Below are 26,001 nucleotides of genomic sequence, written 5' to 3'. Positions count from 1 at the left end.
CTCAGCCCAGGGCCTGCTGCAGGTCGGCCAGCAGGTCGTCGACGTTCTCGATGCCCACGGACAGGCGCACCAGGTCGCCGGGGACCTCGAGGGCGGAACCGGCCGCGGAGGCGTGCGTCATCCGGCCCGGGTGCTCGATGAGGGACTCCACACCGCCGAGCGACTCGCCGAGGGTGAAGACCTGGGCGCGGTTGCACACCTCGACGGCCGCCTCCTCGCCGCCCTCGACCCGGAAGGACACCATGCCGCCGAACGCCCGCATCTGCTTGGCGGCGACCTCGTGGCCGGGGTGCTCGGGCAGGCCCGGGTACAGCACGCTCGTCACGCGCGCGTGCCGGGTCAGCATGTCGGCGATCTTCGTGGCGTTCTCGCTGTGCCGGTCCATGCGCACCGCGAGGGTCTTGGTGCCGCGCAGCACCAGCCAGGAGTCGAAGGGACCGGCGACCGCGCCCATCGCGTTCTGGTGGTAGGTCAGCTCGTCGGCCAGCGCCTGGTCGGAGACGATCAGGGCACCACCGACCACGTCCGAGTGGCCGCCCATGTACTTGGTCAGGGAGTGCACGACCACGTCCGCCCCCAACGCCAGCGGCTGCTGGAGATAGGGCGTGGCGAAGGTGTTGTCGACGACGAGCCTCGCGCCCGCGTCATGGGCGACCTGGGCGACGGCGGCGATGTCGGTGATGCCGAGCAGCGGGTTGGAGGGGGTCTCCACCCAGACGGCCTTGGTCTTCGGCGTGATCGCGGACCGGACCGCGGCCGGGTCGCCGGAGTCGGCGACGGACCACTCCACGCCCCAGCGGGTCGCGACCTTGGCGAAGAGGCGGAAGGTGCCGCCGTAGGCGTCGTTCGGGATGACCACGTGGTCGCCGGGGCTGAGCAGCGTACGCAGCAGGGTGTCCTCGGCCGCCAGACCGGACGCGAAGGCGAGGCCGCGGCGGCCGCCTTCCAGGGCCGCGAGGTTCTCCTCGAGGGCGGTCCGGGTCGGGTTGGCGCTGCGGCTGTACTCGTAGCCGCCACGCAGCCCGCCGACGCCGTCCTGCTTGTAGGTGGAGACCTGGTAGATCGGCGGGACGACCGCGCCGGTGGCGGGATCCGCGGTGTTGCCCGCGTGGATCGCGAGCGTCTCGAAGTGCTGACTGATGTGCCTGTCGCTCATTGCACCGAGCGTAGTGCGCCTGGCCGGATGCTGACGCCCGCCACCGTCATACGGCACGGTCCGAAGGGTTTTCCCTACGAGGCCGACCCGCCACGCCTCGGCCTGCCACGCCTCGATCTGCCACACCTCGGCGAGCCACGCCTCGGCCCGCCGCAGCCCACCTTGTCATGGCCCTTTCCGGAGTTTTCCACAGGCCGCGGGTGGGGTTGGCCAATTGTCCGCGGAGTCTGGTTCGCTTGGGGCATGGCGATTCTCTGGCTGCTCATGGCGCTGCTCATGCTGAGCTTCGTGCTGCTCCCGGTCCTGCGGCGCAGGCGCGGGGCGATCGAGCAGGTCTCCCCGGGACATCCCGACGCCGCCGACCCGGCGGACTACGGCTTCCTGCGCCAGGAAGAGCTGGACATCCGCATGCCCGGCCCCGACCAGGACCTGCTGGACGTCCTGGAGCTGGTGCAGCGCACGGGTGACTACCGGGCGGCCGCCCAGTTGCTGGCCGGCACCGAGACCGAGGGCGAGCGGCGCTGGCAGCGGGTACAGGCCTTCGCCGGCGCGGCGGCGCTGGAGCTGCAGCAGCGCCCCGGCGGCGTGCACGAGACGCCGGGTGGCCAGTGGCTGCGGATCTGGCGGGCCGAACAGCCCAAGGACGCCGGCGGCGCCGCCGTACACGCGGAGTTCCTGGTGCAGCAGGCCTGGCGTACGTCGACACCGGGCACGGACGACTTCCGGATCATCATGGAGGAGGCCCGGGACGCCTGCGCTCAGGCGGCCCTGCTGGCCCCCGGCGACCCGGTGCCGTACATCGTCGAGCTGTCCATCGGCCGGGGACTTCACTACTCACAGGCCGAGTTCGAGCAGCTGTGGCTGAAGATCCTGGACCGAGCCCCGCACCACATGGGCGCGCATCTGGCCGCGCTGCACTACTGGTGCGAGAAGTGGCACGGTTCGCGGGAACAGGCCTACTCCTTCGCCGAGGCCGCCGCGGCCCGCGCCCCACAGGGATCGATGCTCGCCGCGCTGCCGCTCTTCGCGGTCTTCGAGCACCTGCCGGAGGTGAACCTGGTCGTCGGCTTCCATCAGAGCGAGGTGGTCACCAAGGCGGTGCACGGCGCGCTGCACGCCGTGCACGCGGCGCGGCCGGACGACCCGACCCTCGCCCACGTCCGCCACCTGCTGATCTTCTTCCTGGTCCGCGCGGAACGCTGGTCGGAGGCCATGCACCAGCTGATACACGTCGACGGCCATGTGGGCGCCCTGCCCTGGACCCTGTGCGCCGACCCGGCAGCCGAGTTCGCGGTCTACCGCGCCCTCGCCGTAGCCGGCTACGAGGCCAACGGCGGCAGCCCGGCGACCCTGCCCGGCTGACCACCCTCCGCCGCCCGCGAAGGCCGATTCCCCACCCTGTGGAAGCGGGACAGGATGACGTGGGTCATCAAGGCGCGTTCACGGCCTTTTCCCTCTGTCGGAAGTGGCTGGCGGCTGGCCCCCGCAAGGGAAAAGTCTCCCCGCTGATCCAGCGCTCGAGGCAGGATGCGCAGAGGACCCGGCTCGACGCCGGATCCTCTGCGGCTCCGTGGGTCAGTCGGTGTCGTCGCCGCACTCCGGCTCGGCGAGGCTGTCCTGCCGCGCCGCTCGGGTCGGCGGGGACGGCTGGGTGCCGTCCTTGGCGACCGGCGTGAAGTAGTGGTCCAGCGCCCAGGCGGCCACGCGGGTGCCGGCCCGGCAGCCGACTACGTCCGCCGTGCGGGAGTGCACGCCGCCCCACACACGCGCGTCGACGACGTCCCGGTTGAGGTCGTCGGCGGACCCGTAAAACCGCGTGGTGCCGGTGACCTCGGAGGGGACGTAGAGGTCGATGTGCGAGGTGCGGAGGACGCCGGTCAGGGCGCGTGCCACGGCGGCGGCGACGGTCGTGTGGCCGGCGATGTAGTCCGGGTGTGGTGGGGTGAGGAGCAGCGGCTCCCAGGCCGGGTCCGCCGTCGTCGCGGGGTTGCCGTCGGTGTCGGCGAGGCGGATGGCGGTGATCGGCCGCCAGGTGCCGTAATGGAGCTTGGCGTCCCATGGCGGTGCCGGTCTGCTGCGCGCTCCTGTCCGAGCCGGTCTTCACACCCATGGTCTTCAGCTCCTGGACATCCTCGGCGTAAGCGGCCGAGGAGAGGGCGGGTGGTCCGCCGGGCCGGAACTGCTGCGGAGAGGTGAGCAGGAGGGGGCGGAGCCTGGCGAGCCAGGTGTCGATGAAGGGCTGGAACGCGGGCGGGGTGGGCCGCCAGACCCCCGGTGCCGGGGCAGCGGTGAACGGAACGTCGGCGAACCTTCCGTCCCCTTCCCGGAGTTCGATGATGCGGGCGGCGGCGCGCTTTCCGTAGTCCACGCCCTGGTCTCTGGTATGACCGGCCGGAAGAGCGGCGAGCGAGTCCGCGTAGGCGGTGTCGAGCCGCTCCTTGAAGGCGGGGAAGTAGGTGAGCAGCACGTCGTGGGCCGCGGTGGCGGCGGCCGCCGCGGAGGATGCCTTGGCCGGACCGCGCTCGTGCCATTTGTACAGGGCGTAGCCGCCTTCGATCCCCACCACGGCGTTGTACACGGCGACGGAGACGAATCCCTCCCAGATCGCTGCCTGACCGGAGGGGCGTGGGCCGAGGCTGGTCCTGATCGTGTCGGTGGCGATGGCGTTCCACTCGCGGACCACGGCTGCCGGGTCCGCCGTGGTCCCGGTGTGCGCGTCGGAGGGACTTGTCGCGGCGGTGAGCGTCACGAGGGCGATCACCGCGACGGCACAGATGAATCCCCGGGCACGTGAACGCGGAGGAGTGGGAAGAGGGGGCTCTTGGTACACAGCGTGCTCCCTGGAGTCGAGTGCCCAAGGCATAGCAACGGCCTACTGGGCGAGCAAGACAACTCGCCGCGAATCGGGCAGGCTCAAGGCGCCCTCGAATGCCTCACCGCCCGCTGTGCGGAGATCACCGCCTGACGGCCCCTGCGGTTCGTGTCCGACGACGGCCAATACCCGATCGCACCCTTCGACCGCATCCGCACCGCCCTGCGCACCCTCACCCCGGACACCGCGTCAGCCCCCAAGCCGGCCGGTCCGACTCCTCAGCCGGGTGCACCCCCGACCGGGCCGCCCTGGCAGCGGGAGTTGAAGCGCGCGCCCACGCGTGTGCAGTGGGACCCCGAGCGAGACCTGCGTCTACGGCCCCTGCCGTAGCGGTCCCTGCAACTCGGCCTCGCCGGTGAGGCCGCACGGCGCTACGCCGACGAGTGGACCGTCGCCATCCGCGACGTGACCCCGCTCTCCCACGAGGTCCATGCCCTCGTCTCCGCCGGTGACCTGGACTCGGCGGCCCGGCTGCTACCGCCGGAACGCCCCTACACCATCGCCGGTGAGCCCCTCGCGCACCTGGAGGGCTGACGGGACGGACCTCACCGGGACCGCGTGAAGACGAGCTTCCCCCACACCACCATCCGGTAGCGCGAGGTGAATTCGGGAGTGCAGGTGGTCAGGGTGATGTAGTGGCCCGGCGCGTCGTAGCCGTGGCCGGGGCGGACGAGGGAGCGCGGGACGGGCCGGACGACCCCCGAGTCCGTCGCCGAGGTCCGCGGCAGCACCTGGTCGACGTCGTACGTGTACGTCGCGGACCGCGTCTCCACCTCGATGTCGTCCCCCGGCCGCAGCCGAGGCAGGTACCGGAAGGGCTCCCCGTGCGTGTTCCGGTGGCCCGCGAGCGCGAAGTTCCCGGCGTGCCCCGGCTGCTGGGTGCCGGGGTAGTGGCCCACGTACCCCTTGTCGAGGACGTCGGCCTTGCCCACACCCTCGGCGACGGGGACCCGGAGATGCAGCCGGGCGATGGTGAGCACGGCGTAGGCCTGGGACCGTCGGGGTGGCGTGACCCGGGTGGACGGCCGCTGCCGCGCCGGGGCGTCGGAGCCGTCCGCCTCGGGCGTGGGCACCGTACTCGGGCCGCCGTTCACGGCGCCGCCGGCGATGTCGTCCCGGGCGCGGTCACTCCCCCACTCCCGTTCCAGCGCCTCCACCTTCCGCTCGGCCCCGCGCCGAGCCTCCCGGTTGGACCACCACAGCTGGTGGACCACCAGCAGTATGAGCAGCACCCCCACGGTGACGAGCAGCTCGCCGCCGCCCCACAGTGCCCGCCGTCGCCGTGTGCGCCTCCGCCGATCGCCGTGCCCCACGACCCGCACGCGCGACGACGTCCGCACCCGAACCCACCTCCACCGGCGCACCGGCCGAACCCGACGGACCCGACGGACCCGACGGACGAAGCCGAAGCCGAAGCCGAAGCCGAAGCCGGACGCAAGATAGGCGCACCGGCTTCAACTGGCCATAGCCGCGGGGCGATGCCCGGCACTCAGCCCAGGGGCAGGGCGTCCTGGTAGCCGTTCGACGGCCGGGCGACCTTGGTGACCGTACGGGCGTCGAGCGCGACCGGAGCGGAAGCGGTGCCCAGCTCGCCGCCCGGGTGCCAGGTGCCGGTGACCGCCACCCAGGTGTTCGCGGGCAGCGCGGGCCCGCCGTAGACGCGTACCTTCACGGACTGGGCGTCCGCCGCGCAGCAGTTGAGGATGATCCTGGTCAGGTCCCAGCCGCCGTCCCGGCCGCCGGGCGTGACGAACCCGACCAGCCGGATGGCGCGCCCCCTGATGGCCTGCCCTCGGTCCTGCCGCACCCGGCTGGTGAAGTCGGACAGCGTCATGGGCAGCGGTGAGGTGCGCGGCAGGGGATCGAAGTCCTGCGTGTGGGTGACGGGCTTGGCCGGTTGCCGGGAGGCCGTGTAGGCGCCGAGGGCGGGCGGGGCGTAGCAGAGCAGACTGAGCGCGGGCAGCAGGAGCAGCCAGGCGACACGTGGCAGCGCGGAGTGATCGTGCCCGTGCCCGTGCGCCTGTCCCTGCTCGTGCTCGTGCTCGTGCCCTTGTTCCTCCCTCTGTCCCTGGTCCTCGCCGGGGTGGTCGCGGACTCGGTCGAGAACGGCGGCGGCCACTCCCAGCATCAGCAGCACGATCCCGGAGGCGATCAGCAGGGGGCGCATCCCCTCCTTGACGTAGCGCAGGCACACGTCGGTGAAGAGGGAGACGTGCAGCAGTCCGAGCCCGCAGAGCACGAGCAGCGCCGCTTGCATGATCCGTTTCACAGCAGCACCCCGCCGATCAGCGAGCCGCACGCGACGGCCACGACGATGGTGGCGGCGGAGAACCGTACGGCGAAGGCCCGCCCGAACGTCCCCGCCTGGAGGGCGATGAGCTTCAGGTCCACCATCGGCCCCACCACCATGAACACCAGCCGCGCGATGGCCGGGAAGCCGGTCAGCGAGGCGGCGAGAAAGGCGTCCGCCTCGGAGCACACGGCGAGCAGGACGGCGAGCGCGGCCAGGAAGAGCACGGACAGCCACGGCGTCCCGGCGAAGGTGTCCAGCACGGAGCGCGGTACGGCCACGTTGAAGGTCGCCGCAGCCATGGCGCCGAGTACGAGGAAGCCGCCGGCCTGCAGGAAGTCGTGCTGGAACCCGAGCCGGAACTCGTCCCACCGGCTTCGCCCGTGCCGGTGCCCGGTGTGCCGTACGGCGGGCCGCAGCCACTCGGACCGTCCGAACCGCAGCCACAGCCAGCCCATGACGACGGCGGTGGCGAGGGAGGCGAGCAGCCGGGCCAGCACCATGGCCGGATTCCCGGGGAACGCGATGGCGGTGGCGGTGAGCACGACGGGGTTGATGGCGGGCGCCGACAGCAGGAACGCGAAGGCCGCGGCCGGGGCGACACCGCGCCCGATCAGGCTGCCGGCGACGGGCACCGAGGCGCACTCGCACCCCGGCAGCACCACCCCGGCGAGGCCGGCGACGGGGACGGCGAGCGCGGGCCGCCGCGGCAGCAGCCGGCTGAAGACCCCTTCCGGTACGAAGGCGTTGATCGCCCCCGACAGGGCCGTACCGAGGAGCAGGAACGGCAGCGCCTGCACGGTCACGGCCAGGCAGACGGTCCGCCATGCCTGGACGGCCGGGGTGTCCCCCCAGTGTCCGAGCAGCACGACGACCGTGCCGGGGACGACGGCGGCGCCGATGAGCAGCAGCGGCCAGTACCGGGGCGGCTCGGAGCGCGCGCCACCCGGCCCCGGGACGGCGCCCGATGTGTCGGCGGCGCCCGGCGCGTCAGCGGATTCCGGCGCGTCAGCGGTTTCCGGGGGTGTGACGGCGGCCAACTGACTCGTCTTCTGCATGCCGGCTCCGCGTGTCGATGTCGCACAGAAGATATCCGTACCGGGGACCGCACCCGTCCCCCGGGGACGGTAAGGGGACCGCCTCTCCCTCACGTTTGTCATCGCCCGGCAGTACGGTGTCCCCCATGCGCCCCGACACGCCTGCCGAGAACGTCGACCACACCGCCGAGGCGGCACGCCTGGAGCGGACCGCCGGACTGTATCCCGAGGACGCCGAGGCCCTGCTCCTGCGGGCAGCGGCCCACCTGGAACTGTCCGGCGACCGACCCGCGGCCACCGCGCTCTACGACCGCCTGTTGTCGTCCGCCGAGGGACTGGACAACCCTTCGCTGATCCGTGCCCTGAAGGCGTCGAACCTGTGGGAGTACGGCCACGAGGCGGAGGCCAGGGCGATCATCGAGGGCATCCGGGCGGCCGCCCCGCTCGACCCGGCGCCCTGGGTGATCGTGGCCGAGGCCCTGGAGTCGCACGACGAGCTGGACGCGGCGGCGGAGACCTTCACCGAGGGCGCGCGCCTGCTCCTGCCGGACGGCACCGAGCCCCCTGCCACCACCCACCCGCTGCTCTACGGCCGGCACCGCGTCCGCCGGATGCAGGGCCTTCCGCACGACGACTGGGACGCCCTGGCCGACACCCTGCACGCGTCCGCGGTGTCCCAGGTCTCCCTGGACGAGCTTCACGACCCGAAGCGGGTGTGGTCGCTGGGCTCGGAGAACCCGGCGGAGATCGAGGCCGAGATCGCCCGCCTGCGAGCGGAGCTCGGCGCCTTCCGCGAGGCCCTGTCCCGCCCGTTCCCGGTGGCGATGCTCCACTGGCCGGCTGCCGAACTGGCGGAACTGATCTCGGCGTACCCGTCGCTGACCACGGAGTACCCCTCCCACGAGGAACACCTGGCGACCATAGAGTCCTCGCTGCGCGAACTGTCCACCTCGGGCACCCCCAACCTCGGCATCGTGACGGGCACGGTCCCGTCCTACGAGGCCTTCGCCGCCTCGGAGGGCTCTTCCCCGGCGGACCCCACCCTGCTACCCCAGTACGCCACCACCCTGGCAGCCCGCGGCCGCGCCACGCCCTGGCCGCCTCAGCGGGGGGCGGGGTGTTGGTGCGGGGTCGAACGGAACTATGCGGACTGTCACGGCCTGTAAGCGAGGGGAACAGGGGTGGCTGCAGTCGTGTCGAGGCTCGCCAGGAGTGTCGCCGGTGACGGATCGACGGTGAACGGAAGAATTGCGGACGGTGGACACCACTCCTGAGACCCGTGCCCGGATGAGCCGGCAGGCGAGCCGGAACACGAAGGTCGAGTTGGCGCTGCGACGGGCCCTGCATGCGGCGGGGCTCAGATATCGCGTGCATCGTCGGCCCCTCAAGGGGGTGCGGCGGGAAGCGGATGTCCTCTTCGGTCCGGCCAAGGTCGCCGTGTTCGTGGATGGTTGCTTCTGGCACGGCTGTCCGGAACACGCGACTTGGCCCAAGAGGAACGCGGACTTCTGGCGTACGAAGATCGAAGGCAACCAACGACGCGATCGGGACACCGACGAGCGGCTGGCCTCCGCCGGTTGGCTGGCCGTACGGGTCTGGGAACACGAGGACCCGGTCGTGGCCGCGGTTCGTGTGATGGCCCTGGTGGCGAGCCGAAGGCAGCGGACCGACAAGGGATGACCAAGGAGGCGCACCCCCGGGGAAGTTCCGCGGCGACGCCCCTGTCAGATTCTTTTTGACGTACTCATCGTCGTCAAACGAACTGCTAGCCTGGGCATCCACCCAGAGCTACGGCCGGGCAGGCCCGGGAGGCGCGACGCACGATGCCGGATCCGCCCCCCTCCGCCGCGCAGAGTGAGGCCTTCGGGCCATGGTTGCGACGCCAGTTGCTTCGAGCCGACATGTCACAGGCCGACCTGGCCGTCCGCCTCGGCAAGACTCGTGCCGCTGTCTCGGCATGGATCACCGGTCGCGCCGAACCGCGTGACGAGGCCAAGGCACGCATCGCCGAAATCCTGGGTACCGACCTCGCTTCCCTCGTGACAAGGACGGTGGACGTGCCGATCGACCGACCGATTCGCTGGCACCATCGTCCGGCACACGCCGACGGCGGCCGGGAGTACGGCAACGCGGCGGCGTTCGCCTTCGATGCGGATCTATCGGTACTGGCGCGTGAGGCGACACAGAACTCGCTCGACGAGCGATGCGACACCCGCACCCCGGTACGGGTGCACTACACGTTGCAGGAACTGGACGGGGCTCACCTCGATGCCTTTCTCGACGCCCTACGGTGGGACGAGTTGCTGCCCCACTACGAAGAGGCCTCACGAGGCAGCCAGAAGGTCTCGCGCAGCCTTCGCGCGGCATTGAGCGATCTCTCCCGAGAACGTCGACTACGCCTGTTGCGTGTCGACGACTACAACGCCGCGGGTCTCACCGGGCCGGAGTACAGCGACGGTCGTTTCGCCGCGGTCGTCCGCCGTCAGCTCGACAGTCACAAGGTCACGGCCGGACGCGCCGGCGGTTCCTACGGTTTGGGCAAGGCAACTCTCTGGGCGACCAGTCGCTTCGGTCTCGTCTTGATCAACTCGACTCTCTCCGAACCACACGAGGGTCGCACCACGGGCCGGGTCGTCGGACGCCTGGACCTTCCCTGGCACGAAATGGACGGGCAGGCCTTCGCGGGGCCCGCCTGGCTCGGCGAGCCCGACACCGAGATCGATCACCAGGGCGTCTCACGGTCCTGGTGGGCCGACGACGAGACACTCGGCCGCCTGCATCTGCGGCGCGCAGGAGACGAACCTGGTACGTCGTTCCTGGTCGTAGGCGCCTACGACGCCTCGGGAGCCACGGAGACGCTCCAGGAGATGCACGACAAACTCGTCCGATCGCTGGCGGACGACTTCTGGGCGGCGATGATCGGCGGTCGTTCGGCCGGGCCGCTGCTCGAAGCACGCGTCACCACCCTGCGCAACGGCGAGGTCTATCTCCCCGAGCGGCGAGTGGACCCGCATGCCCATCACCCCGCGCTCAGCAGGGCTCTGCAGGCGTACCTCGACGGGGACACCGTCGAGGAGCTGACGGCAGCCGACCAGGTGGTGCGTGCCGACGTCCCTCTCATCGTCACCCCGCTGAAGGACCAGGGGCGACCCCGGGACAAGGGGCGTGAGCACCCGGCCGTACTGCTGCTCACACCCGCCGACGATCACGACACCCGCATCAACCAGGTGATCTGCATGCGCGGTAATCGCATGACCATCACCGAGCAACGTCCGCGCGACCTGCCCCTGGGCACGCCTCCCTTCCAGGCAGTTCTGCTGGCCGGTTACGCGACGGGGCGAGGCGGGGAGGACGTGGCCCTGGCCGAGGCCTTCCTCAGGGCCTCGGAGCCGCCCGAGCATGACCGGTGGGATCGCACGGAGGAACTCACCACGACCTATCAACGCGGCGCGCTCACCAGGATCAAGGAGTTCCGATCGGCGATCGACCAGACGGTCCGCTCGCTCATGGGCAAGCGCGAGATCACGCGCGTCGGGGGTCCGGAGGCGTTGCGCGAACTGCTGAAGCTCGATACGGGTGCCGGACTCGGGGGTCGCCGCACGCAGTCGTTTCCGACGGTGCGCAACGTCGAGGCAAGGATCGACGACCGTGGTGCCTGGCACGTCACCGTCCACTTGAAGCTGCCGGATGCCGACGACCCGTGGATCCTGGCTCCCGTCGCCAAGTTCGACGTACGGTCGGGCGGCCGCCCGACCGTGGAGTGGGAACTGCTCGTCGGCTCCGACACCTGCCGCGCGGAGGAGGGGGCCATCATCGTCGAACCCGGTGTACGAACCGCGGTGTTCAGCGGCGTGACCGACCCCGCGAGCCATCCGGTCAGGGGTGGTTACGCCCGCCTGCTGGTCGACGTGCCCAAGGCCCGTGGAGGTGTGGCGTGAAGCCTGTCTTCCCCTACCCGACGCTCCTGGGCGACGTCGCGTTCGACGTCGTCTCGGTCTCCGTGGACGGCAAGCCTCTGCCCTACACGCATGTCTCGGCGGCGGAACGGGTGGTCGCCCTCCACCAAACCGGGCGCGCCCGTTGGGAGGAGGCCACCCTGGAGGTTCGTGCCGCCCTCCCCGAGGCCGAACTGCGCGACGGTCCTTGGCAGGACGTGGCCTGCCTCGCGGTAGTGACCGAGAAGGCCACCAACGCGCGAACGACCGCGCACCTGCGTCGGATGCCGGACGGCTCCGCGACAGGCTCGATCACTCTCCCGCGTGCTGCCCACTTGCGGCGCGCGACGCTGTCCCTGCTGGTCGTCGCCGGTGTGGAGGGGATCCCCGGGCGTCTGGTGGGCTCCTCCGAGGAGGACTGGTACGTCGACCTGGAGGAGGCCACGCCGGTACGTCAGCGGGAGATCGAGATCGTGGAAACGGACTTCCGCGACGGCCCTCACCCGTGGTTGCGGCCCTTCAAGGATGCGCCGTGGATTGTCGAGACCTCCGGCGACATGCCCACGGTCTATCTCAACACCACCGCTGTGGAGGGCCTGGTCGAGGTTCTCCGAGGTCGTGGCGGCAGCCCGTCGGAGCGGATCGTCCGGGAGGTCACGGCCTCGCAGATCGCTCAGGATGCGTGGACGGCGATGTTCCACACTGCCGCGGCGGATCTGGACCAGGACGAGGACGGCACCCCTGTGATGCCGACGGGTTGGCGGGACGCCGTGTTGCGGGCGATGTTGCCCGATGTGCTGCCCGGACGGCAGCTCACCGACGCACTGTACGAGATCGACGAACGTCGTACGAAGGGCTTCGGTTGGTCGGAGTTGCAGACGGGGATCCAATATGCCGCCGGCCGTCGCGCGCAGATCGCGAAGAAACTGTCCCACGCGGTGCGTACGGTCGACCGCGCCGAAAGGAGCATCGACTGATGGGGCGCCGCGTACCGTTCGACATCCCACAGGTGCTCGGTTTGCTGCCCGACACGGCCGTGGCCAAGTATCTGAGCCGTGGCATGCAGTCGGGCCGGGAGAACCCCCCGCAGGTGGCCCTTCGCAAGGCGAGCACGCCACTTCGCGACACAGAGGCCGTCCGGTGGCGCACCCCGCCGATCCGAGAGCTCGTCGAACAAGCGATGACACGCTTCGACGACAACCGCAGCAGTGCCGACGGTTGGCTGGCGCCGCGTCTTCACGCCACCCTCCGGATGACGCGCGCCGAGGCCGCAGACGGCAGGCTCTGGAATCATCTGGCCATGCTCGTCGCTCCCGACTACGTGGTCTGGCGCCACAAGCAGGCGGAGGTGGCACAGAGTTCACGGTTCTGCGGCCCCCACTACACGCAGTGCTTCTCCCGCCTGTGGTGGGCCGCCGAACTCTTCCGCGACGGACCCGACTACGGGCCGGTGCGGGTCGCGTGCACGACCCAGGACGTCCTCAACACCACGCTGCGCCTGGATGTCATCGATCACCGACCGACCGCACAGGCCCTGGTACGCGTTTTCGAGCGGCTCTTCTCGACGCGTGCAGCACGCCCCGGAGACCACGTGAACGCACTGTCCTCCGCGGTGAATGCCGCCGGCAGCACCCTGGTCTACGACGTCTTGGCGCCCGACGCACCCCGGCTGTACGACGAACTCCACGACTGGATCACGGAGTCGGAGGAGGCGCCGCCCGTTCATTGGGAGCGCCTGCCGGAGGGACCGGACGACGGCCGGGTCCCGCAAGCGTCCGTCGAGGCTCTCGTTCCCCTCTTCGACAAACTCCTGGCCGAGGCGCCGCTCCGCCGTCGCGGCCGTACACACCCGAGCGAACCCAGCCCTGAACCCAGCCTGCCCGTGCAGCGACAGGGCGTCAGCCTGGAGAAGGACCTGCCGCCCTGGATGGCCTAGCGAAGCCTGCGGCAGCGCCTCACACGGAGTCGTCGACCTCGCCGGTGCAGGTGTCTGCGGGCTCCGCCGGTCGCCACCGCAGCAACTTCTCCCATGCGGACTCACCGGGAACGCCGAGTTCGAGGGCGGCGCTCAGGACGTGCACGCCGAACCGCGGCGGTACGGCGTTCCCGATCTGCTGCGCCTGGTCGTTGCCCCGCCAGGGATAGCGGTAGGGGAAGCTCTGGAAGACGCCGGCTTCCTCGTTGCTCAGGCGATCCATCTCCGTCTCGCGAGCGTCGAGTCCCACGATCCGGTTGCGCTTCCACTTGCCGGTGATGGTCGCGGACGGCTTGTCCGACTCTCGGCGGCCTCGGGCCTTGGGATCGCCACCGCTCCCGTAGTTGGAGACGACGCAGAACGGCCTGGTGCGTCGCTTCGCCTTCTCCACGCCCACGCCTTCGTACACCCGCCCGAGGGCCGCCGCCATGGAGACCCACGGCTCGCGCCCGCCGAAGAGGGTGTCGGTGGCCGGGGCGTCCTTGCGGTACTGCTGGTGCGTCGGGAGAAGGAAGTGCTCGGGTAGCGGGCCGCGCCGGGCGATGAGTACCGCGCGCCTACGTGTCTGCGGAACCCCGTACTGCTCCGTGTGGAAGACCTTCGCCTTGGCGTGATACCCAACGGCCCGCAGTACCTTCTCGTACTCGTGCCAGACTTCGATGACGGAGGGAACCTGTTCCAGGACGATGACGTCGAACGGACGCGACTCGTCCTGTCCGTGGCGAGGCCGGAGCATCGCCTCGAAGATCCACCGAAGCGGTTGTAGGACCAATCCGGTGCGCTCGTCGTCGAGCTTGTCCAGCTCGCGCTGGATGTCCTCCCAGGTCTCGCCCTTCTCCCCCGCCCTCTCCCGTTCGTACCACGCGTGCGTGCGGTGGATGAACCCCGTGACGAGATCGAACGCCTTACGCCCGGAGCCGCTTCCGGCAATGGAGAACGTCTGGCAAGGAGGCCCTCCCGCCAGCACGTTGCAATCCTCGAAGTCGGGATGGTCGGGCCCGAAGAGCCGCACATCGCCGTGCACGGTCTCCAATCCCGCGGCCAGACGAGTGGCGACGGCGTCGTCGTCCCATTCGATTCCGATCGACGGAATGCCCAGGACTTCAGCCGCCAGATCCAACCCACCGGGGCCCGCGAAGAGGTCGACGATACGGAAAGGCCCTCTTTGTGGTTCGTCGGGCGGTGCGCTGGTCATGGTGGGGAAGTCTATCGGCCCGGGCACCACGCCGACTCGACCTTCACGACCGTCGCCGCGGCCACGATGCTCCGCCGGCCGGCAGGGTCGACGCGATCGCCTCGCCCACCGCGCGAGCGAGTGGCGGGGGTGTGGCGTTGCCCACTTGCCGGAACCGTGCCGTCTTGCGCCCCGCGATGCGCCACCGAGGCGGAAACCCCTGGATCAGCGCCACCTGCTCGACGGTGAGCGGGACGCGTCCGCTGCGTCCGGCGGCCGGGTCCCAGCGGAACTCGGCGCCCGGCACCCGGTCCGCCACGGTCACGCCGTCCACCCCGATCCGCTCCCATTTGCGCTTGGCCCCGGTCGGACCGAGATCGGCCCCGCCACGATCCCAGGAGCCACCGACGATCGTGGGTGCGACCACATCGGCTTGAGCCGCCCACCTGGCCGCATCGGGCCACCCTCGGGCGGCCATGGACTCCCGCAGCGTCTCGCCCACGGTCGGGGGCGGGCCCGGTTCCGGCTCGGGCCACTCGAATCGATCGATCAAGCCGTCCTTGAAGGCGACGAGAAAGCCGACCTCGCGGGTCTGCGGCACACCGAAGTCCTTGGCGTTCAGCACGTGCCACCGAATCCCGTAGCCGAGGTGATCGAGCTCTTCCTCCACGAACGTGCGAATAGGTTGGTATTCATCCTTTTTGATCAGATCCGGCACGTTCTCCAGGAGGATCGCGCACGGCTGGACGCCGTAGACCAGGTCGACGGCTGCCCTCAATACGGCCAGCTCCGCATCGTCGCCTCGGGTACGAGCGTTGGCCGCGGGGGACTTCACACGAGGCAGGCCCCCGGAGAGCAATTGGACGTCGTACACCTGACGATCGTCCGCCGGGTCGAAGTCGGCGAGGTCCGTTTCCCGGACATCCCAGCCGGGACGGTTGGCGCGCAACGTCTCACACGCGACCGACCGATTGTCCAGAAGCAGTACCGGATCGAACCCCGCCTCCTCCAGACCAAGCGCCAGTCCTCCCGCTCCGGCGCAGACCTCCAGGGAGGTGAGACGGCCCGGTCTCGGCGCAGCGCCACGCTCGACAGTGAGCGACACGTCTCCCCCGACCATGCTGGTGTCACCGTCCCGTCACCCCGGCCGAGGAACGCTCCGCTCGGCACCGGGCCGGCCGGTGGATTTCCGTGATCGAGGATATCGGTCGGTCGCGTCCGACCACGGACGTTTCGCTCATTGGGCATCGATGATCGCCTGCCCCTCCCGGGCGGAGTCGATCGTCGTGAAGCGCAGCACCCGCCCATCGGCACGACGAGCGGTGGAGGGCGCCACGAAGGAGAAGACCATGGTGATCCTCTCCGGCGCGAGTCGACCGGCCTGCAGTGCCTCGGTTCGGTGCTGCGGCTCCACCACCGGATACACGACGACGACCCCTCTGCGGGGTGCCACCAGACCTTCGGTGTTCCGGTCGCCCGAATCGACGAGACTCCCCGCGATGCGGTGCGGAACCGCTCGATGCTTGGGCTCGCTGATGGCACCGAATAGGGGATCGCGCCTTCGCTCGCGGCCGAACCAGGCGAACGAACGCTCCTCGCCACCCAGGATCAGACGCTGACCGCGCTTCGTGTGTTGTGGTGCGATCACGAGCCAGTCGTCGATGTCAGAGGAGCCGGCGGCGTTGATCTCGGTGAGATAGGCGAGATGCGGCGCGAACTGCGACGGCGCTCCCCACCGCACGGCACGGACCAAGTCCAGGAAATCTCCCGGCGTGAGACTTCCGACGAGTGCGTCGAAGCGGTGCGTGACGGCCCCGCGGTCGCCCTCGGGCGGGAAATGGTAGGCGAGCGATTCGACCCTGGGGGACAACGCCTCCAGGACAGGCGTCCAGAGATTGGTGTTGTGTCGGAGATCGGCCGCTCTGACGGGATAGGCGGTGGGCTCCTGCCACTGACCGGGAGACCGGAGTTCGACCAGACGCGCGTTGTACATCTTGTTCGGGCTGGTCGGTCTCAGCCACGGCAGGTGCTGGGAGACGAGAGGCGGCACCTGGTCCGGGGTGACCTGCGGACTACCGTCGATCATCGTCGCGTACTGAGCCAACTCCGTACGGAAAAGCTCCTCGTCCAGACAGATCGCCTCGAATGCGGCATAGAGGTCGATTTCCTTGGACCCCACGATTTCGGCACGGCCGAGGAACAGACGCACCAGGTCCCGATACCCCTCGCGGAACCCGAACCAACGTCCCATCTGCATGAGCGTGGACGCGTTCCCCGCTCGGCGCCGGAAATAGGAAACCGTCAGTCCTTCCACGGTGAATCCACGCGCGAGTTTCTGACCGCCGATAAGTATCTTCCAGATGGAGCGCTTGTCGAAGTCCGCCTCCCCGGTCTCGATATCCTTGTCGCCATTGACGACGATGATGGGGTTGTCGTCACCACCGATACGAGTGACGGCAGGCCCCACGTAGGGGGCGAGTTCGTCGTACGAGGCGGGGACGGCCTGCCCCTCCGCACGGACGGCCGACACGGGAGCCAGGTCACTCTCGAAAAGATCGCGCAGGCGCCGGTGGCCGTCGGGCCCCATGTACCCGGAGTTCCACCACATCCCGGTCACCTTGCCCAGTAGCTCGCGGTGGACCTCGGTGCGAACGGATTCGTGGATCAGCATCGTATGGTGCTGAAAATAACGATCCCCCAGACCACCTCGATCTTCCCGGTAAAGCTTCATGGCCGCCGTCAGGACGAACATGTCCATGGCCTGCTGAAGACAGAAGTCGTCGTCACCGTTTCCCTCGTGCACAGAGATGTTGCGCACGTGCGCGAGTTCGTTGGAGTTCGCGAAGTTTCGCTCCTCCTCCGGAATCGGCGAGTCGAGGTCGTGGAAGTCGCGGGCTCCCATGTATCCGTCGGGACGCGGCAGGGAGACGATGAAGTCCTTGGGGAAGATTTCCTCTGCGTTGCTGGGATCGACGAATACATTGGCGTACGGAGTGGCCGTGTACCCCACGTACTGGGCACGTGGGAGCAATTGCAGCAGCTCCGAGATCTTGAGGTTGATGGCACTGCGCTCTGCGTCGGGCTTGGCGAGGTTGGACGTGTTGACCGACGCCTCGTCGGACTCGTCGTCGACAATCAGGACCGGGATCTCGGACAGCGGCGTCTTGATCTTCTTCAGGTCCTTGACGAGCCTGGCCAGGACCGTCTTGTGTTTTTTGACGACCATGAGTCGCGCCTTGGACCGATGCAGATTGCGGGGATCGTATAGCGGCAGGGCGGGCTCCTGCTTCTCGAATTCGAGTGCCGTGATCCCCTGCAGCAGGCTCTTGTAGTCGTCATCTCGAGTGGTGAGCCGCACGACGTCGACCGCACCACGGGCCGAGGGAAGGTCACCGAAACTCGTGAACCTCCCCTGAATCCATGCGGGGTCGTTGGCGTAGTCGGACTCGTATTCGCTCGCTCCCCGCAGGATGTTCTCCCGACCCACCAACTCCATGTCGAGGCGCCGCTGCGTCTGTGCGCGCAACATGTTGAGGGTGCCACCGAGGACGATGATCAGGCGGTATCCGGCGTCGACCGCCTTGGCGATCACACCGGCGAAGTTGGCGGTCTTCCCCGATTGCACGTACCCGACGACCAGGCCCTTCGACTGGTACACCGCCGGCTGCGTCGGATCGGCCAATCGCTCGACCACCGCGTCGGTGGAGACGTCGAGGCCGGCCACGGCCTCCGAGGACCACCCCTTTGCCTCCAGGTAGGAGCGGTAGGCGGGCCAGTACCAGGCGCGCCCCTGCACCGACTGCGGCGTGTACCAGGGGATGAAGTCGTCGCTGATGACGACCGGCCCCTCGGCCCGGGAGACCGGAACGAGGTCGTCGAGCAGCTTGCGCATTCCCTCGGTCAGGCCGAGCAGACCGTAGACGTCGTCGCGGCGCGACTGGGTTCGCTCCGCGTTCTGCGACCACATCGGGCCTTGGACGAAGTCCCAGTCGGTCAGTTTCCTGCGCCACACCTCGACCAACGGGTGCGTTGCATTGCACTTCTCCAGCGCCCCGCGGACGAGGTCTTCGTGGGCGAGTTCCTCGGCTGCCGGAGAGAGGCTCTCCGCCTGGTAGGCGAGTGCACGCTCGAATCTCTTGGGACGGCTGTTGCCCATGTCCGACAGCGCTGCGGTGAGCAACTGCAGGAGAAGGTCCTCGTTGGGGCTGCTGGTCATGTTCTTCCTCGGGTACCGGGAGGGGCGTCGAGCGGCGGGGAGGTCGGGTCGGTCGGGTCAGGGAAGCGGCAGATCGGAAAGGTCGACGATCGGCGGCCCCTCGGCGGCCGGCAGTCCCGTGACATCGACCACGTAGACCACCTTGTCGATCCGTCCGGTCACGCCGTCGGGCAGATCGCCGGAAGTGAGACGAGGCATCGAGAGGGCACGCAGAACGAGCGGGCTGTCCCGCGGCGTCCATCGCTCGTCGTCCGGTTGTTCGGCGTCCCAACCGGCCGCATGCAGCATGCGGTCCAGGCGCGCACCCAAGGCGATGCTCTCGGCGGCGGCCGCGTCACGCACGGCTTTCACCGACTCCGGCAGCGTGCGCCCTCCGGCCCCGCCACGGGTCAGGCGATAGGAGGCGAACCAGAGCGGTCTCCCCGGCGTCGCCGTGAGTTGCCCGAGGCCGTGAATGGTGTGCCTGCGGCGCTCCGAGGACGTTGTCTTGACCTCGAGGTCGGCCGGACCCAAGGCGAAGTCGTGCTCTTCCCGGATCGGCCCCACCCAGGCGTCCAGTGCCGCTTTCCACCCCATGGTCTCGGCCACTCGCACGAGGACGGCGAGTTCGCCGTGCAAGCCCAGACGCCGCTCGAGGGACAACCCGCGCGGTCTTCCGAGCAACGCGCTCCAGCCGTGGACCGTGTCGTCGAAAGCCCGTGACAAGTCCTGACCACCGACGACGATGCGATCGGCAACGGTCAACAACAGGTCGTGGAAGTCGCGGATCAGCTCCGGTTCGGAGGTCGTGAGGCGTGCCATCCGCCGGCCCTCGTGGAGTACGCGGTCGATACGGACCGCAGACAGCGGGGAACGCGGGGCGTGGTGACGTCCGTCGAGTTCGACGTGAAGGGCGATGCCCCGCCCCCCGTCCGAAATCTCGTACGAGACCAGGGGATCACCGGCGGCCGAGAGGCGGTAGCCGGCCCCCAGGCCGCGTCCCAGGTAGTGCTCCACCGTGGTCCAAGGGAGCTCGATGGCGGGTGCGCTGGGTGCCGGGCCGACCCCGACCGGGCCATCCTCGAATCCGTCCGTCCCGGTTCCCATCAATCGGCCACCCGATCGAGTTCCGCGCGTGCGGCGGCGACCAGGACGGACTGCCAGAGTTCGATGTTGTCCTTCAGGCGGCTGCCCATGCGTTCACGTTGAAAGGCGTCCTGCATCAGCAGATACACGAGCGACTTGACCATGGGCGCGTCGTTCAACGTGCCGTTGCGGCCACCGAGCAACGCTGCGCGGTAGCGCTGGTTGAGAAGAAGCACGTTGGCTTCCTGATCGATCTCGAAGAACCGGTCGTTGGGAAGCCTCTGCCAGCGGAACTGCAATGGTTCCTCGTCGAGCAGGGGAAGCTCCTCCTCGATGACCTGCCGCACCTGCGGATCCATACCGCGCCCGGGCGGGATCGCGGCCTTGCGCGTGACTCCGGCGCGCTTCCTCGCCTCTCGATAGGCTCGTTCGGCATCTGCCAGATAGGTCCCGAACGTGCGTCCGTGCTCGTCCTTGGCGTTCTCGACGGCGGTCGTGAAGTCGGGGGAGGCTTGCACTCCCTCCTTCTTGACGGTCAACCGAAAGACCTCGCCTGCGGGATCGTCGGGGAGCTCCACGGCCACACGAGCCAGAGCCAGGTGCTGTTCCGGCTGCCGGTAGTTGTTCCAACCGCCGGCCTGCACGAGCCTGTCGTTCCGGTAGAAGTAGAACCCCTCCCGTTCGATGACCGCTCCGAAGGCCTTGTACTCGTCGAGGGAGGATCGCGCGGGCCAGATATGGCCACGGAGGCCTATCGGTCCGAGGGCGGGGATCTCGGCAACGAACGTGCTCGGATACTCCGCGTCGCCCGAGACCGGGTATCCGAACGGATCAAGTGACTCCACCCCGTAGTTGGCGTACTCGATACCGGTCCGGACGTCCTGGACGGAGATGGTGATGTGGAAGTCGTCCCGGGCCAGGAAGCGATGGAGAAACAGTCCCAGGTGCAGTCCCAGTTTGTTGACCGTGCGGTGCAGGTACCGGTCCGTCTGGCCTCCCCCACCGTGCTTCGGGAAGTCCTTGACGCCGTCCCATCGCACGATGGTCCCCTGAAAGCCGATCGGGCGCCCCTGGTAGAAGTCGATGAAGTCCTGGGCGTAGACCGGATCGATGATGTCGCACTCGAACCCCTGGCCGGCGTGCTCCATCAGCCAGCGTCGGCCCACCGGACGAGTTCGCTTGGTGCGGGTCACCACGGTCACGGAGTCGGCGTGACTCAACGAGGCGGACTTCAATCCGGTGCCGAACATCCCGAGGGACCCTTTGTCGTATCCGCGGCGCCCACCCACCGTCATGGCCACGTCCAGGTCGGCGTCGTCCATGCCCTTGCCGTCGTCGACGACCACCAAGGAGACCAGTCGGTCGCCATCCCGTAGGAAATGAACGACGACGTTTCCGGCACCGGCGTCGATGGAGTTGTCGACCAGGTCGGCGATAGCCGCCTCGAAGCCGTATCCCTGGCTGCTGAGCGCTTCCATGTACCGCGCGTCGGGGGGCAGTCGCTTGCTGCCGGCGATGGGGACCTCGAACTGCCACTCCCTGACCATGACCTGCCTTTTCGATCAACACCCGCTCAGACGTCGACGGACGTCGTCATCATGCGCCGAGGGGGTGGTCCCAGTCGACCGGGAAGGCAGATTCGCTGACCGGCAGACGGAGTCACAGCCTGGATTCGGCGCCGGTCCTGCAGAGGGGAGCGGGTGCTGTCTCGAATGCGGACGGGCGCCGCAGCGAAGTCGTGCGGCGCCCGAGGGGGGAGGGAGTGGCGGAGGGTCAGGCTGCCGGGGACAGTTGGGCTCGGCCGAAGAGGAGGGCGTAGCCCGGGGGGAGTTGGGTCAGGACTCGGGTCGTCAGGGGCTCGCCCAGGTGGGCCGAGAGCACGCTCAGGACCGAGCTGACGTCCCAGCGGGCCGTCGCCGGCGTCGAGCCCTCGATGCGGGCCGCCACCGACTCGACGAACTCGCGGGCCGGCAGCGGCTGGGGCGCCGGGATCTGGGACGCGATCATCCGGCCGGCCTCCCGAGGGAGCGCCTGGGCCAGGGCCACCCGCTCGTCGCCGGTCACATGGCCGCCCAGAGCCGACAGGACGATACGGGTGACCCGCTCGGCCTCGGCGCTCGTCGCGTACTGGCCCGCCTCGCGCACCGCGTCCGTCAGCTGCAGCCAGCCGGCGTCCTCGGCCACGGTCTGGACACAGGGACGCAGGGGCGTGGGCGAGGCGGGGATGGTTCTCATCGGCTGCGGGGTCGTCACGGTCATCGCGCGGGTTCCTCCTCCAGAACACTTCGGGACACCGAAAAGCCCGGTACCCCGTAATGCGGCGCGCATGGGCGGTAGTTCGGCCAATGTGCGGCATGTGGCGTGATGGCGTCCGTGGGGCGACCCGTGCCCGTGTGCGGTGTGCGACGCCACCCGTCCAGTGGAAACCTGACAAGCCTCGACTCAGGTTCGACCGGCCTCACCGCCCGCGGGTTAGCCTCAGGGCAGACCTCGGGTCGATACCGGGGCAGTACGGGCAATAGGCATACAGGAGGTACTCATGGCCAGGGTTCCCAGTGCGGCTGTCGCCGCTGCCGGACTCGTCGGCGGCTACGGCGTCGCACGCTGGACGAAGAAGCGGCCGCTGGGCGGGGCCGTCCTGGCCGTCGCCGGAGCCGCGGCGGCACAGCAGTGGCGCGCGCGGGCGGGCGGCAAGGCCGCGGGCGCGCTGACCGCCGCCTACGTGGCCGCGTTCGCCGGGTCCCACCCCCTCGCCAAGAAGGTCGGCGCCTGGCCGTCCGTCCTCGGCGTCGCCGGCGCCGTCGCCCTGGCCTCCTGGGCCGTCGCCGACCGACAGAGCTGACATCACAGAGGCTGCCGTCACAGAGCCGACATCACAGAGCCGACATCACGGAGCCGACATCACGGAGCCGGCGACAGGGCTGACACAGCGGAGCGCGCCGTGTCGCCCGCGCTCGTCCACCGTTCCGCTCAGCCCGCCGCCGCCCGGAACGTCCTTCGGTAGGCCTGCGGACTCGTCCCCACCACCTTGCGGAAGCGTTCCCGGAAGGCCGTGGGCGAGCCGAAACCGGCCTGTACGGCGATGCGCTCGACGGGGTGGGACGTGGTCTCCAGCAGATGCTGCGCCCGCCGCACCCGCGCCCGGTGCAGCCACCGCACCGGCGTCGTACCGGTCTGCTCGCGGAATCGGCGGTTGAGGGTGCGCGTGCTCATGCCCGCCCGCGCCGCCACCTCCTCCACGGTCAGCTCCCGGTCGCAGTGCTCCTCCAGCCAGTGCAGCAGCGGCTCCAGGGTCGCGCCGGCCGGGGCCGGAGGCAGCTCGTGGACGATGAACTGCGCCTGCCCGCCCTCCCGTTCCAGCGGCATCACCGACATCCGCGCCGCGTGCGCCGCGACCGCCGAGCCGAGATCGTTGCGGATCATGTGCAGGCACATGTCCATCGCCGCCGCCGCGCCCGCCGAGGTGAGGAACCGGCCGTTGTCGACGTACAGCACGTTCGGGTCCACGGTCACCTCCGGGTAGCGCGCGGCCAGGTCCGGGGCCGCGATCCAGTGGGTCGTCGCACGCAGGCCGTCGAGCAGGCCCGTGGCCGCGAGCAGGAACGCGCCCACGCAGATCGACGCGATGCGCGTGCCCCTCGCCGCCGCCGCGCGCAGCGTCTCCGCGACGCCGGGCGGCAGCACCTCCGGTGGTTCCGCCACTCCCGGCAGGATGATGGTGTCGGCCTCGGCGAGCGCGTCCAGGCCGTAGGGCGCCCGTACCGTGAAGGCGCCCGCGCTCACCTCCTCCCGCACCGCGCACACCCGCACCCGGTACGGCACCCGGCCATCGGGCAGTCGCGCCCGGCCGAAGGTGTCGATCGGGACGGACAGGTCGAAGGGGATGACCCCGTCCAGCGCCAGGACGACCACGGTGTGCATGCCGGGATCGTAGGCGGCAGCCCCATCCGCCAACCGGCGAGGGCCGGCGAGAACCAGGGGCTGGGTAGGCACTGGCGGGAATCCGTCGACCCCTGGCACTCCCGCCACTTCTCCGGGCTCCGGCCTCCCCCTACCGTCGCCGCCGTGACCAAGTTTCTCCTCGCCGTCCACGTCCTCGCCGCGATCGTCGCCGTCGGACCCGTGACCGTCGCCGCGAGCATGTTCCCGCCCGCCGCCCGCCGAGCCCTCGCCGGGGACGGCGCCGATCCCGGCGGGACCCTTCGACTGCTGCACCGGATCTGCCGGGTCTACGCCGTCGTCGGCGTCGTCGTACCGGTCTTCGGGTTCGCCACCGCGAGCCGGATGGGCGTGCTCGGCGACGCCTGGCTGATCGCCTCCATCGCGCTGACGGCCCTCGCCGTCCTCGTCCTGGGCGCGCTGGTGCTGCCGGCCCAGAGCGCGCTCGTGGAGGGCGGCGGTACGGCACGGCAGACCGCGCTCGTGGAGGCCGGCGGTACGGCACGGCAGACCGCGCGGCTCGCGATGTTCACCGGGGTGTTCAACCTGTTGTGGGCCACCGTGACGGTCCTGATGATCGTCCGGCCGGGCTCGACGACCGGCGCCTGACCGTCACGGTCCACTCCCCCGGGCCCGGCGGGCCCCCGTCCGCGCCGGTCAGGGGGTGCTCGCCGCCGGAGGCACCGACGGCCCCTGGGGGCCCGAGCCCGAGGCCGGGCGGGACGGCCTGGCCTTCTGCGTCACCGCCTTGGCCCGGCTCGCCGCCGCCGTCAGCGGGCGGGCGATGTCCTCCAGGGAACGGCGCTCGGCACGTACCGCGAGGAACGCCGCGACCAGGCCCGCCGCACACATCAGGGCCGCGCCGATCGAGAAGGCGAGGACCGTGTCGGCGACCTTGCCCGTGCTCGTCAGGTCGGCGAACAGCAGCGGACCGCTGATGCCGCCGGCCGCGGTACCGAGGGCGTAGAAGAACGCGATGGACATCGCCCGCGTCTCCATCGGGAAGATCTCCGACACCGTCAGATAGGCGCTGGACGCACCCGCCGAGGCGAAGAACAGCACCACGCACCAGCAGGCGGTCAGCGTGGTCGCGCTGAGCGAACCGCGACCGAACAGCCAGGCCGTGCCGAACAGCAGCAGACCGGACAGCAGATACGTCGACGAGATCATCACGCGCCGGCCCACCGTGTCGAACAGCTTGCCCAGCAGCAGCGGCCCGAAGAAGTTGCCGACCGCGATCACCGCGAAGTAGTAGCCGGTGTGGTCGGACGGCACGTTGTAGAACTTGGTCAGGATGGCGCCGAAACCGAAGGTGATCGCGTTGTAGAGGAACGCCTGGCCGATGAAGAGGGAGAACCCGAGCACCGCGCGCTTGCGGTACTGGCCGAAGACCGTGCGCGCGATCTCCATGAAGGACACGCTCTTGCGCTGGTGGATCTCCAGCTCACCCTCCGGCTCCCGCAGCCGTTCGCCCTTCTCCTCCTCGATCCGCCGCTCGATGTCGGTGACGATCTCCTCCGCCTCCCGGTCCCTGCCGTGGATCAGCAGCCAGCGTGGACTCTCCGGGACATGCCGTCGTACGAGCAGGATCACCAGGGCCAGTACGGCGCCCAGCGCGAAGGTCAGCCGCCAGCCGACGTTCGCGGCCAGCAGGTTGGTGTTCAGCGCCACGATCGACAGCAGCGAGCCGCCGACCGCGCCGAGCCAGAAGCTGCCGTTGATGATCAGGTCCACCCGGCCGCGGTAGTCCGCCGGAATCAGCTCGTCGATCGCGGAGTTGATCGCCGCGTACTCACCGCCGATGCCGAAGCCGGTCAGGAAGCGGAACAGGAAGAACCACCAGGCCTCCCACGACACGGCCGTCAGCGCCGTGGCCGCCAGATAGACCACCAGGGTGATCATGAAGAGCTTCTTGCGGCCGAAGCGGTCGGTCAGACGGCCCCAGAACAGGGCACCGATGCACGCGCCCGCCACATACAGCGCGGCCGCGACACCGGTGATCTGCCCGGAGGAGATCGACAGACCACTGCCCGGCTCGGACAGCCGGCTCGCGATGTTTCCGACGACCGTGACTTCCAGGCCGTCGAGGATCCACACGGTGCCCAGGCCGATCACGATCGTCCAGTGCCAGCGGGACCAGGGCAGACGGTCGAGCCGGGCGGGGATGTTCGTGGTGATGGTCCGGCCGGTCTCCGGCGACGGTGCCTCGGCTGCGGTCATGGGCTCCCTCCTCCTCGAAGGACGCCCCCTCATGGGCGGGGGGACGGCAAGACGGGTGCCCCTGTCCTGCGAATTCAGGCCACGCCCGAAACCCCGCGTCACACGAGACCGCCGACCCCACC

General features: G+C 69.7%; 21 protein-coding genes and 1 pseudogene. 9 read left to right on the top strand and 13 right to left on the bottom strand.

The annotated features are described in order from the left end of the window. Position 1 precedes the first annotated feature (1 nt). Positions 2–1,156, bottom strand: a complete 1,155-nt coding sequence (locus tag ACIBA9_RS10175; protein WP_399361503.1) for a cystathionine gamma-synthase — start codon at positions 1,154–1,156, stop codon at positions 2–4. Between the two features lie 243 nt (positions 1,157–1,399). Here ACIBA9_RS10175 and ACIBA9_RS10170 point away from each other — a divergent pair, with 243 nt between their 5' ends. Then, positions 1,400–2,518, top strand: a complete 1,119-nt coding sequence (locus tag ACIBA9_RS10170) for a hypothetical protein (RefSeq protein ID WP_399361502.1) — start codon at positions 1,400–1,402, stop codon at positions 2,516–2,518. Between the two features lie 213 nt (positions 2,519–2,731). Here the strand turns inward: ACIBA9_RS10170 and ACIBA9_RS10165 are convergent, their stop codons facing one another. Continuing rightward, positions 2,732–3,049 (bottom strand): hypothetical protein, encoded by a 318-nt coding sequence (locus ACIBA9_RS10165; RefSeq protein ID WP_399361500.1) that lies wholly within the window; start codon positions 3,047–3,049, stop codon positions 2,732–2,734. Positions 3,050–4,253: 1,204 nt separating this feature from the next. Between ACIBA9_RS10165 and ACIBA9_RS10160 the strand changes: the two are divergent. After that, positions 4,254–4,562, top strand: a pseudogene (locus tag ACIBA9_RS10160) (DUF4291 family protein); the annotation flags it as partial. Positions 4,563–4,573: 11 nt separating this feature from the next. Here the strand turns inward: ACIBA9_RS10160 and ACIBA9_RS10155 are convergent. From ACIBA9_RS10155 to ACIBA9_RS10145, 3 genes are all read right to left on the bottom strand, one after another. Then, positions 4,574–5,368 carry a class E sortase gene (locus ACIBA9_RS10155; protein ID WP_399361498.1) on the bottom strand — a complete coding sequence of 265 codons (795 nt, stop codon included), beginning with the start codon at positions 5,366–5,368 and terminating at the stop codon, positions 4,574–4,576. A gap of 149 nt (positions 5,369–5,517) precedes the next feature. Continuing rightward, the gene (locus ACIBA9_RS10150; protein WP_399361496.1) at positions 5,518–6,297 is read right to left on the bottom strand and encodes a TIGR03943 family putative permease subunit; all 780 of its coding nucleotides are present in this window, start codon (positions 6,295–6,297) and stop codon (positions 5,518–5,520) included. Then, positions 6,294–7,376, bottom strand: coding sequence for a permease (locus tag ACIBA9_RS10145; RefSeq protein ID WP_399361494.1), 1,083 nt, complete (start codon positions 7,374–7,376; stop codon positions 6,294–6,296). Before ACIBA9_RS10145 ends, ACIBA9_RS10150 begins: the two co-directional genes overlap by 4 nt. Positions 7,377–7,501: 125 nt before the next feature. On the opposite strand from ACIBA9_RS10145, the gene ACIBA9_RS10140 reads away from it, so the two are divergent. The 5 genes from ACIBA9_RS10140 to ACIBA9_RS10120 all read left to right on the top strand — a co-directional run bounded on the left by ACIBA9_RS10140 (position 7,502) and on the right by ACIBA9_RS10120 (position 13,226). Next, positions 7,502–8,521, top strand: a complete 1,020-nt coding sequence (locus ACIBA9_RS10140) for a hypothetical protein (RefSeq protein ID WP_399361492.1) — start codon at positions 7,502–7,504, stop codon at positions 8,519–8,521. A gap of 91 nt (positions 8,522–8,612) precedes the next feature. Beyond that, on the top strand, positions 8,613–9,035 hold the full coding sequence (locus ACIBA9_RS10135; protein WP_399361490.1) for a very short patch repair endonuclease: 423 nt from the start codon (positions 8,613–8,615) through the stop codon (positions 9,033–9,035). Between the two features lie 143 nt (positions 9,036–9,178). Next, positions 9,179–11,293: a helix-turn-helix transcriptional regulator gene (locus ACIBA9_RS10130; protein WP_399361488.1), complete on the top strand. Its 2,115-nt coding sequence runs from the start codon at positions 9,179–9,181 to the stop codon at positions 11,291–11,293. After that, positions 11,290–12,267, top strand: a complete 978-nt coding sequence (locus ACIBA9_RS10125) for a hypothetical protein (protein ID WP_399361486.1) — start codon at positions 11,290–11,292, stop codon at positions 12,265–12,267. Before ACIBA9_RS10130 ends, ACIBA9_RS10125 begins: the two co-directional genes overlap by 4 nt. Positions 12,268–12,299: 32 nt before the next feature. After that, complete coding sequence (locus ACIBA9_RS10120; RefSeq protein WP_399362088.1) at positions 12,300–13,226, top strand: DUF6339 family protein; 927 nt, start codon at positions 12,300–12,302, stop codon at positions 13,224–13,226. Between the two features lie 19 nt (positions 13,227–13,245). Here the strand turns inward: ACIBA9_RS10120 and ACIBA9_RS10115 are convergent, their stop codons facing one another. The 6 genes from ACIBA9_RS10115 to ACIBA9_RS10090 all read right to left on the bottom strand — a co-directional run bounded on the left by ACIBA9_RS10115 (position 13,246) and on the right by ACIBA9_RS10090 (position 21,979). Continuing rightward, positions 13,246–14,460, bottom strand: a complete 1,215-nt coding sequence (locus ACIBA9_RS10115; RefSeq protein ID WP_399361484.1) for a DNA cytosine methyltransferase — start codon at positions 14,458–14,460, stop codon at positions 13,246–13,248. Positions 14,461–14,503: 43 nt separating this feature from the next. Continuing rightward, positions 14,504–15,544 carry a DNA cytosine methyltransferase gene (locus ACIBA9_RS10110; protein WP_399361482.1) on the bottom strand — a complete coding sequence of 347 codons (1,041 nt, stop codon included), beginning with the start codon at positions 15,542–15,544 and terminating at the stop codon, positions 14,504–14,506. A gap of 132 nt (positions 15,545–15,676) precedes the next feature. Continuing rightward, on the bottom strand, positions 15,677–18,655 hold the full coding sequence (locus tag ACIBA9_RS10105; protein WP_399361481.1) for a Z1 domain-containing protein: 2,979 nt from the start codon (positions 18,653–18,655) through the stop codon (positions 15,677–15,679). A 57-nt stretch (positions 18,656–18,712) separates the two neighbouring features. Beyond that, entirely contained in the window at positions 18,713–19,651 is a 939-nt protein-coding gene (locus ACIBA9_RS10100) for a PD-(D/E)XK motif protein (RefSeq protein WP_399361479.1), read from the bottom strand. 89 nt (positions 19,652–19,740) lie between these two features. Next, positions 19,741–21,267 (bottom strand): ATP-binding protein, encoded by a 1,527-nt coding sequence (locus ACIBA9_RS10095; RefSeq protein ID WP_399361477.1) that lies wholly within the window; start codon positions 21,265–21,267, stop codon positions 19,741–19,743. A gap of 226 nt (positions 21,268–21,493) precedes the next feature. Continuing rightward, positions 21,494–21,979 carry a DUF2267 domain-containing protein gene (locus ACIBA9_RS10090; RefSeq protein WP_393899497.1) on the bottom strand — a complete coding sequence of 162 codons (486 nt, stop codon included), beginning with the start codon at positions 21,977–21,979 and terminating at the stop codon, positions 21,494–21,496. Between the two features lie 280 nt (positions 21,980–22,259). Between ACIBA9_RS10090 and ACIBA9_RS10085 the strand changes: the two genes are divergently transcribed. After that, entirely contained in the window at positions 22,260–22,562 is a 303-nt protein-coding gene (locus tag ACIBA9_RS10085; RefSeq protein WP_362154472.1) for a hypothetical protein, read from the top strand. 128 nt (positions 22,563–22,690) lie between these two features. Here the strand turns inward: ACIBA9_RS10085 and ACIBA9_RS10080 are convergent, their stop codons facing one another. Continuing rightward, a complete protein-coding gene (locus ACIBA9_RS10080; protein WP_399361474.1) occupies positions 22,691–23,641 on the bottom strand; it encodes a GlxA family transcriptional regulator in 951 nt (316 codons plus the stop codon). A gap of 144 nt (positions 23,642–23,785) precedes the next feature. On the opposite strand from ACIBA9_RS10080, the gene ACIBA9_RS10075 reads away from it, so the two are divergent. Beyond that, entirely contained in the window at positions 23,786–24,268 is a 483-nt protein-coding gene (locus ACIBA9_RS10075; protein ID WP_399361472.1) for a DUF2269 family protein, read from the top strand. Between the two features lie 48 nt (positions 24,269–24,316). Here ACIBA9_RS10075 and ACIBA9_RS10070 read toward each other — a convergent pair whose 3' ends face one another. Beyond that, positions 24,317–25,879: an MFS transporter gene (locus ACIBA9_RS10070; RefSeq protein ID WP_399361470.1), complete on the bottom strand. Its 1,563-nt coding sequence runs from the start codon at positions 25,877–25,879 to the stop codon at positions 24,317–24,319. Positions 25,880–26,001 lie beyond the last annotated feature (122 nt).

This window comes from Streptomyces sp. NPDC051452 (assembly GCF_044454765.1).
In the GTDB taxonomy this organism is placed as follows: Bacteria; Actinomycetota; Actinomycetes; order Streptomycetales; family Streptomycetaceae; genus Streptomyces.
This window is presented reverse-complemented; position numbering and strand designations above follow the sequence as displayed.

What these genes read in the sequence shown, in the direction of transcription:
- ACIBA9_RS10175 (WP_399361503.1), bottom strand. Translation starts at nt 1,156, where the DNA reads ATGAGCGACAGGCACATCAGTCAGCACTTCGAGACGCTCGCGATCCAC.
- ACIBA9_RS10170 (WP_399361502.1), top strand. Translation starts at nt 1,400, where the DNA reads ATGGCGATTCTCTGGCTGCTCATGGCGCTGCTCATGCTGAGCTTCGTG.
- ACIBA9_RS10145 (WP_399361494.1), bottom strand. Translation starts at nt 7,376, where the DNA reads ATGCAGAAGACGAGTCAGTTGGCCGCCGTCACACCCCCGGAAACCGCT.
- ACIBA9_RS10140 (WP_399361492.1), top strand. Translation starts at nt 7,502, where the DNA reads ATGCGCCCCGACACGCCTGCCGAGAACGTCGACCACACCGCCGAGGCG.
- ACIBA9_RS10130 (WP_399361488.1), top strand. Translation starts at nt 9,179, where the DNA reads ATGCCGGATCCGCCCCCCTCCGCCGCGCAGAGTGAGGCCTTCGGGCCA.
- ACIBA9_RS10115 (WP_399361484.1), bottom strand. Translation starts at nt 14,460, where the DNA reads ATGACCAGCGCACCGCCCGACGAACCACAAAGAGGGCCTTTCCGTATC.
- ACIBA9_RS10105 (WP_399361481.1), bottom strand. Translation starts at nt 18,655, where the DNA reads ATGACCAGCAGCCCCAACGAGGACCTTCTCCTGCAGTTGCTCACCGCA.
- ACIBA9_RS10095 (WP_399361477.1), bottom strand. Translation starts at nt 21,267, where the DNA reads ATGGTCAGGGAGTGGCAGTTCGAGGTCCCCATCGCCGGCAGCAAGCGA.
- ACIBA9_RS10090 (WP_393899497.1), bottom strand. Translation starts at nt 21,979, where the DNA reads ATGACCGTGACGACCCCGCAGCCGATGAGAACCATCCCCGCCTCGCCC.
- ACIBA9_RS10085 (WP_362154472.1), top strand. Translation starts at nt 22,260, where the DNA reads ATGGCCAGGGTTCCCAGTGCGGCTGTCGCCGCTGCCGGACTCGTCGGC.
- ACIBA9_RS10080 (WP_399361474.1), bottom strand. Translation starts at nt 23,641, where the DNA reads ATGCACACCGTGGTCGTCCTGGCGCTGGACGGGGTCATCCCCTTCGAC.
- ACIBA9_RS10070 (WP_399361470.1), bottom strand. Translation starts at nt 25,879, where the DNA reads ATGACCGCAGCCGAGGCACCGTCGCCGGAGACCGGCCGGACCATCACC.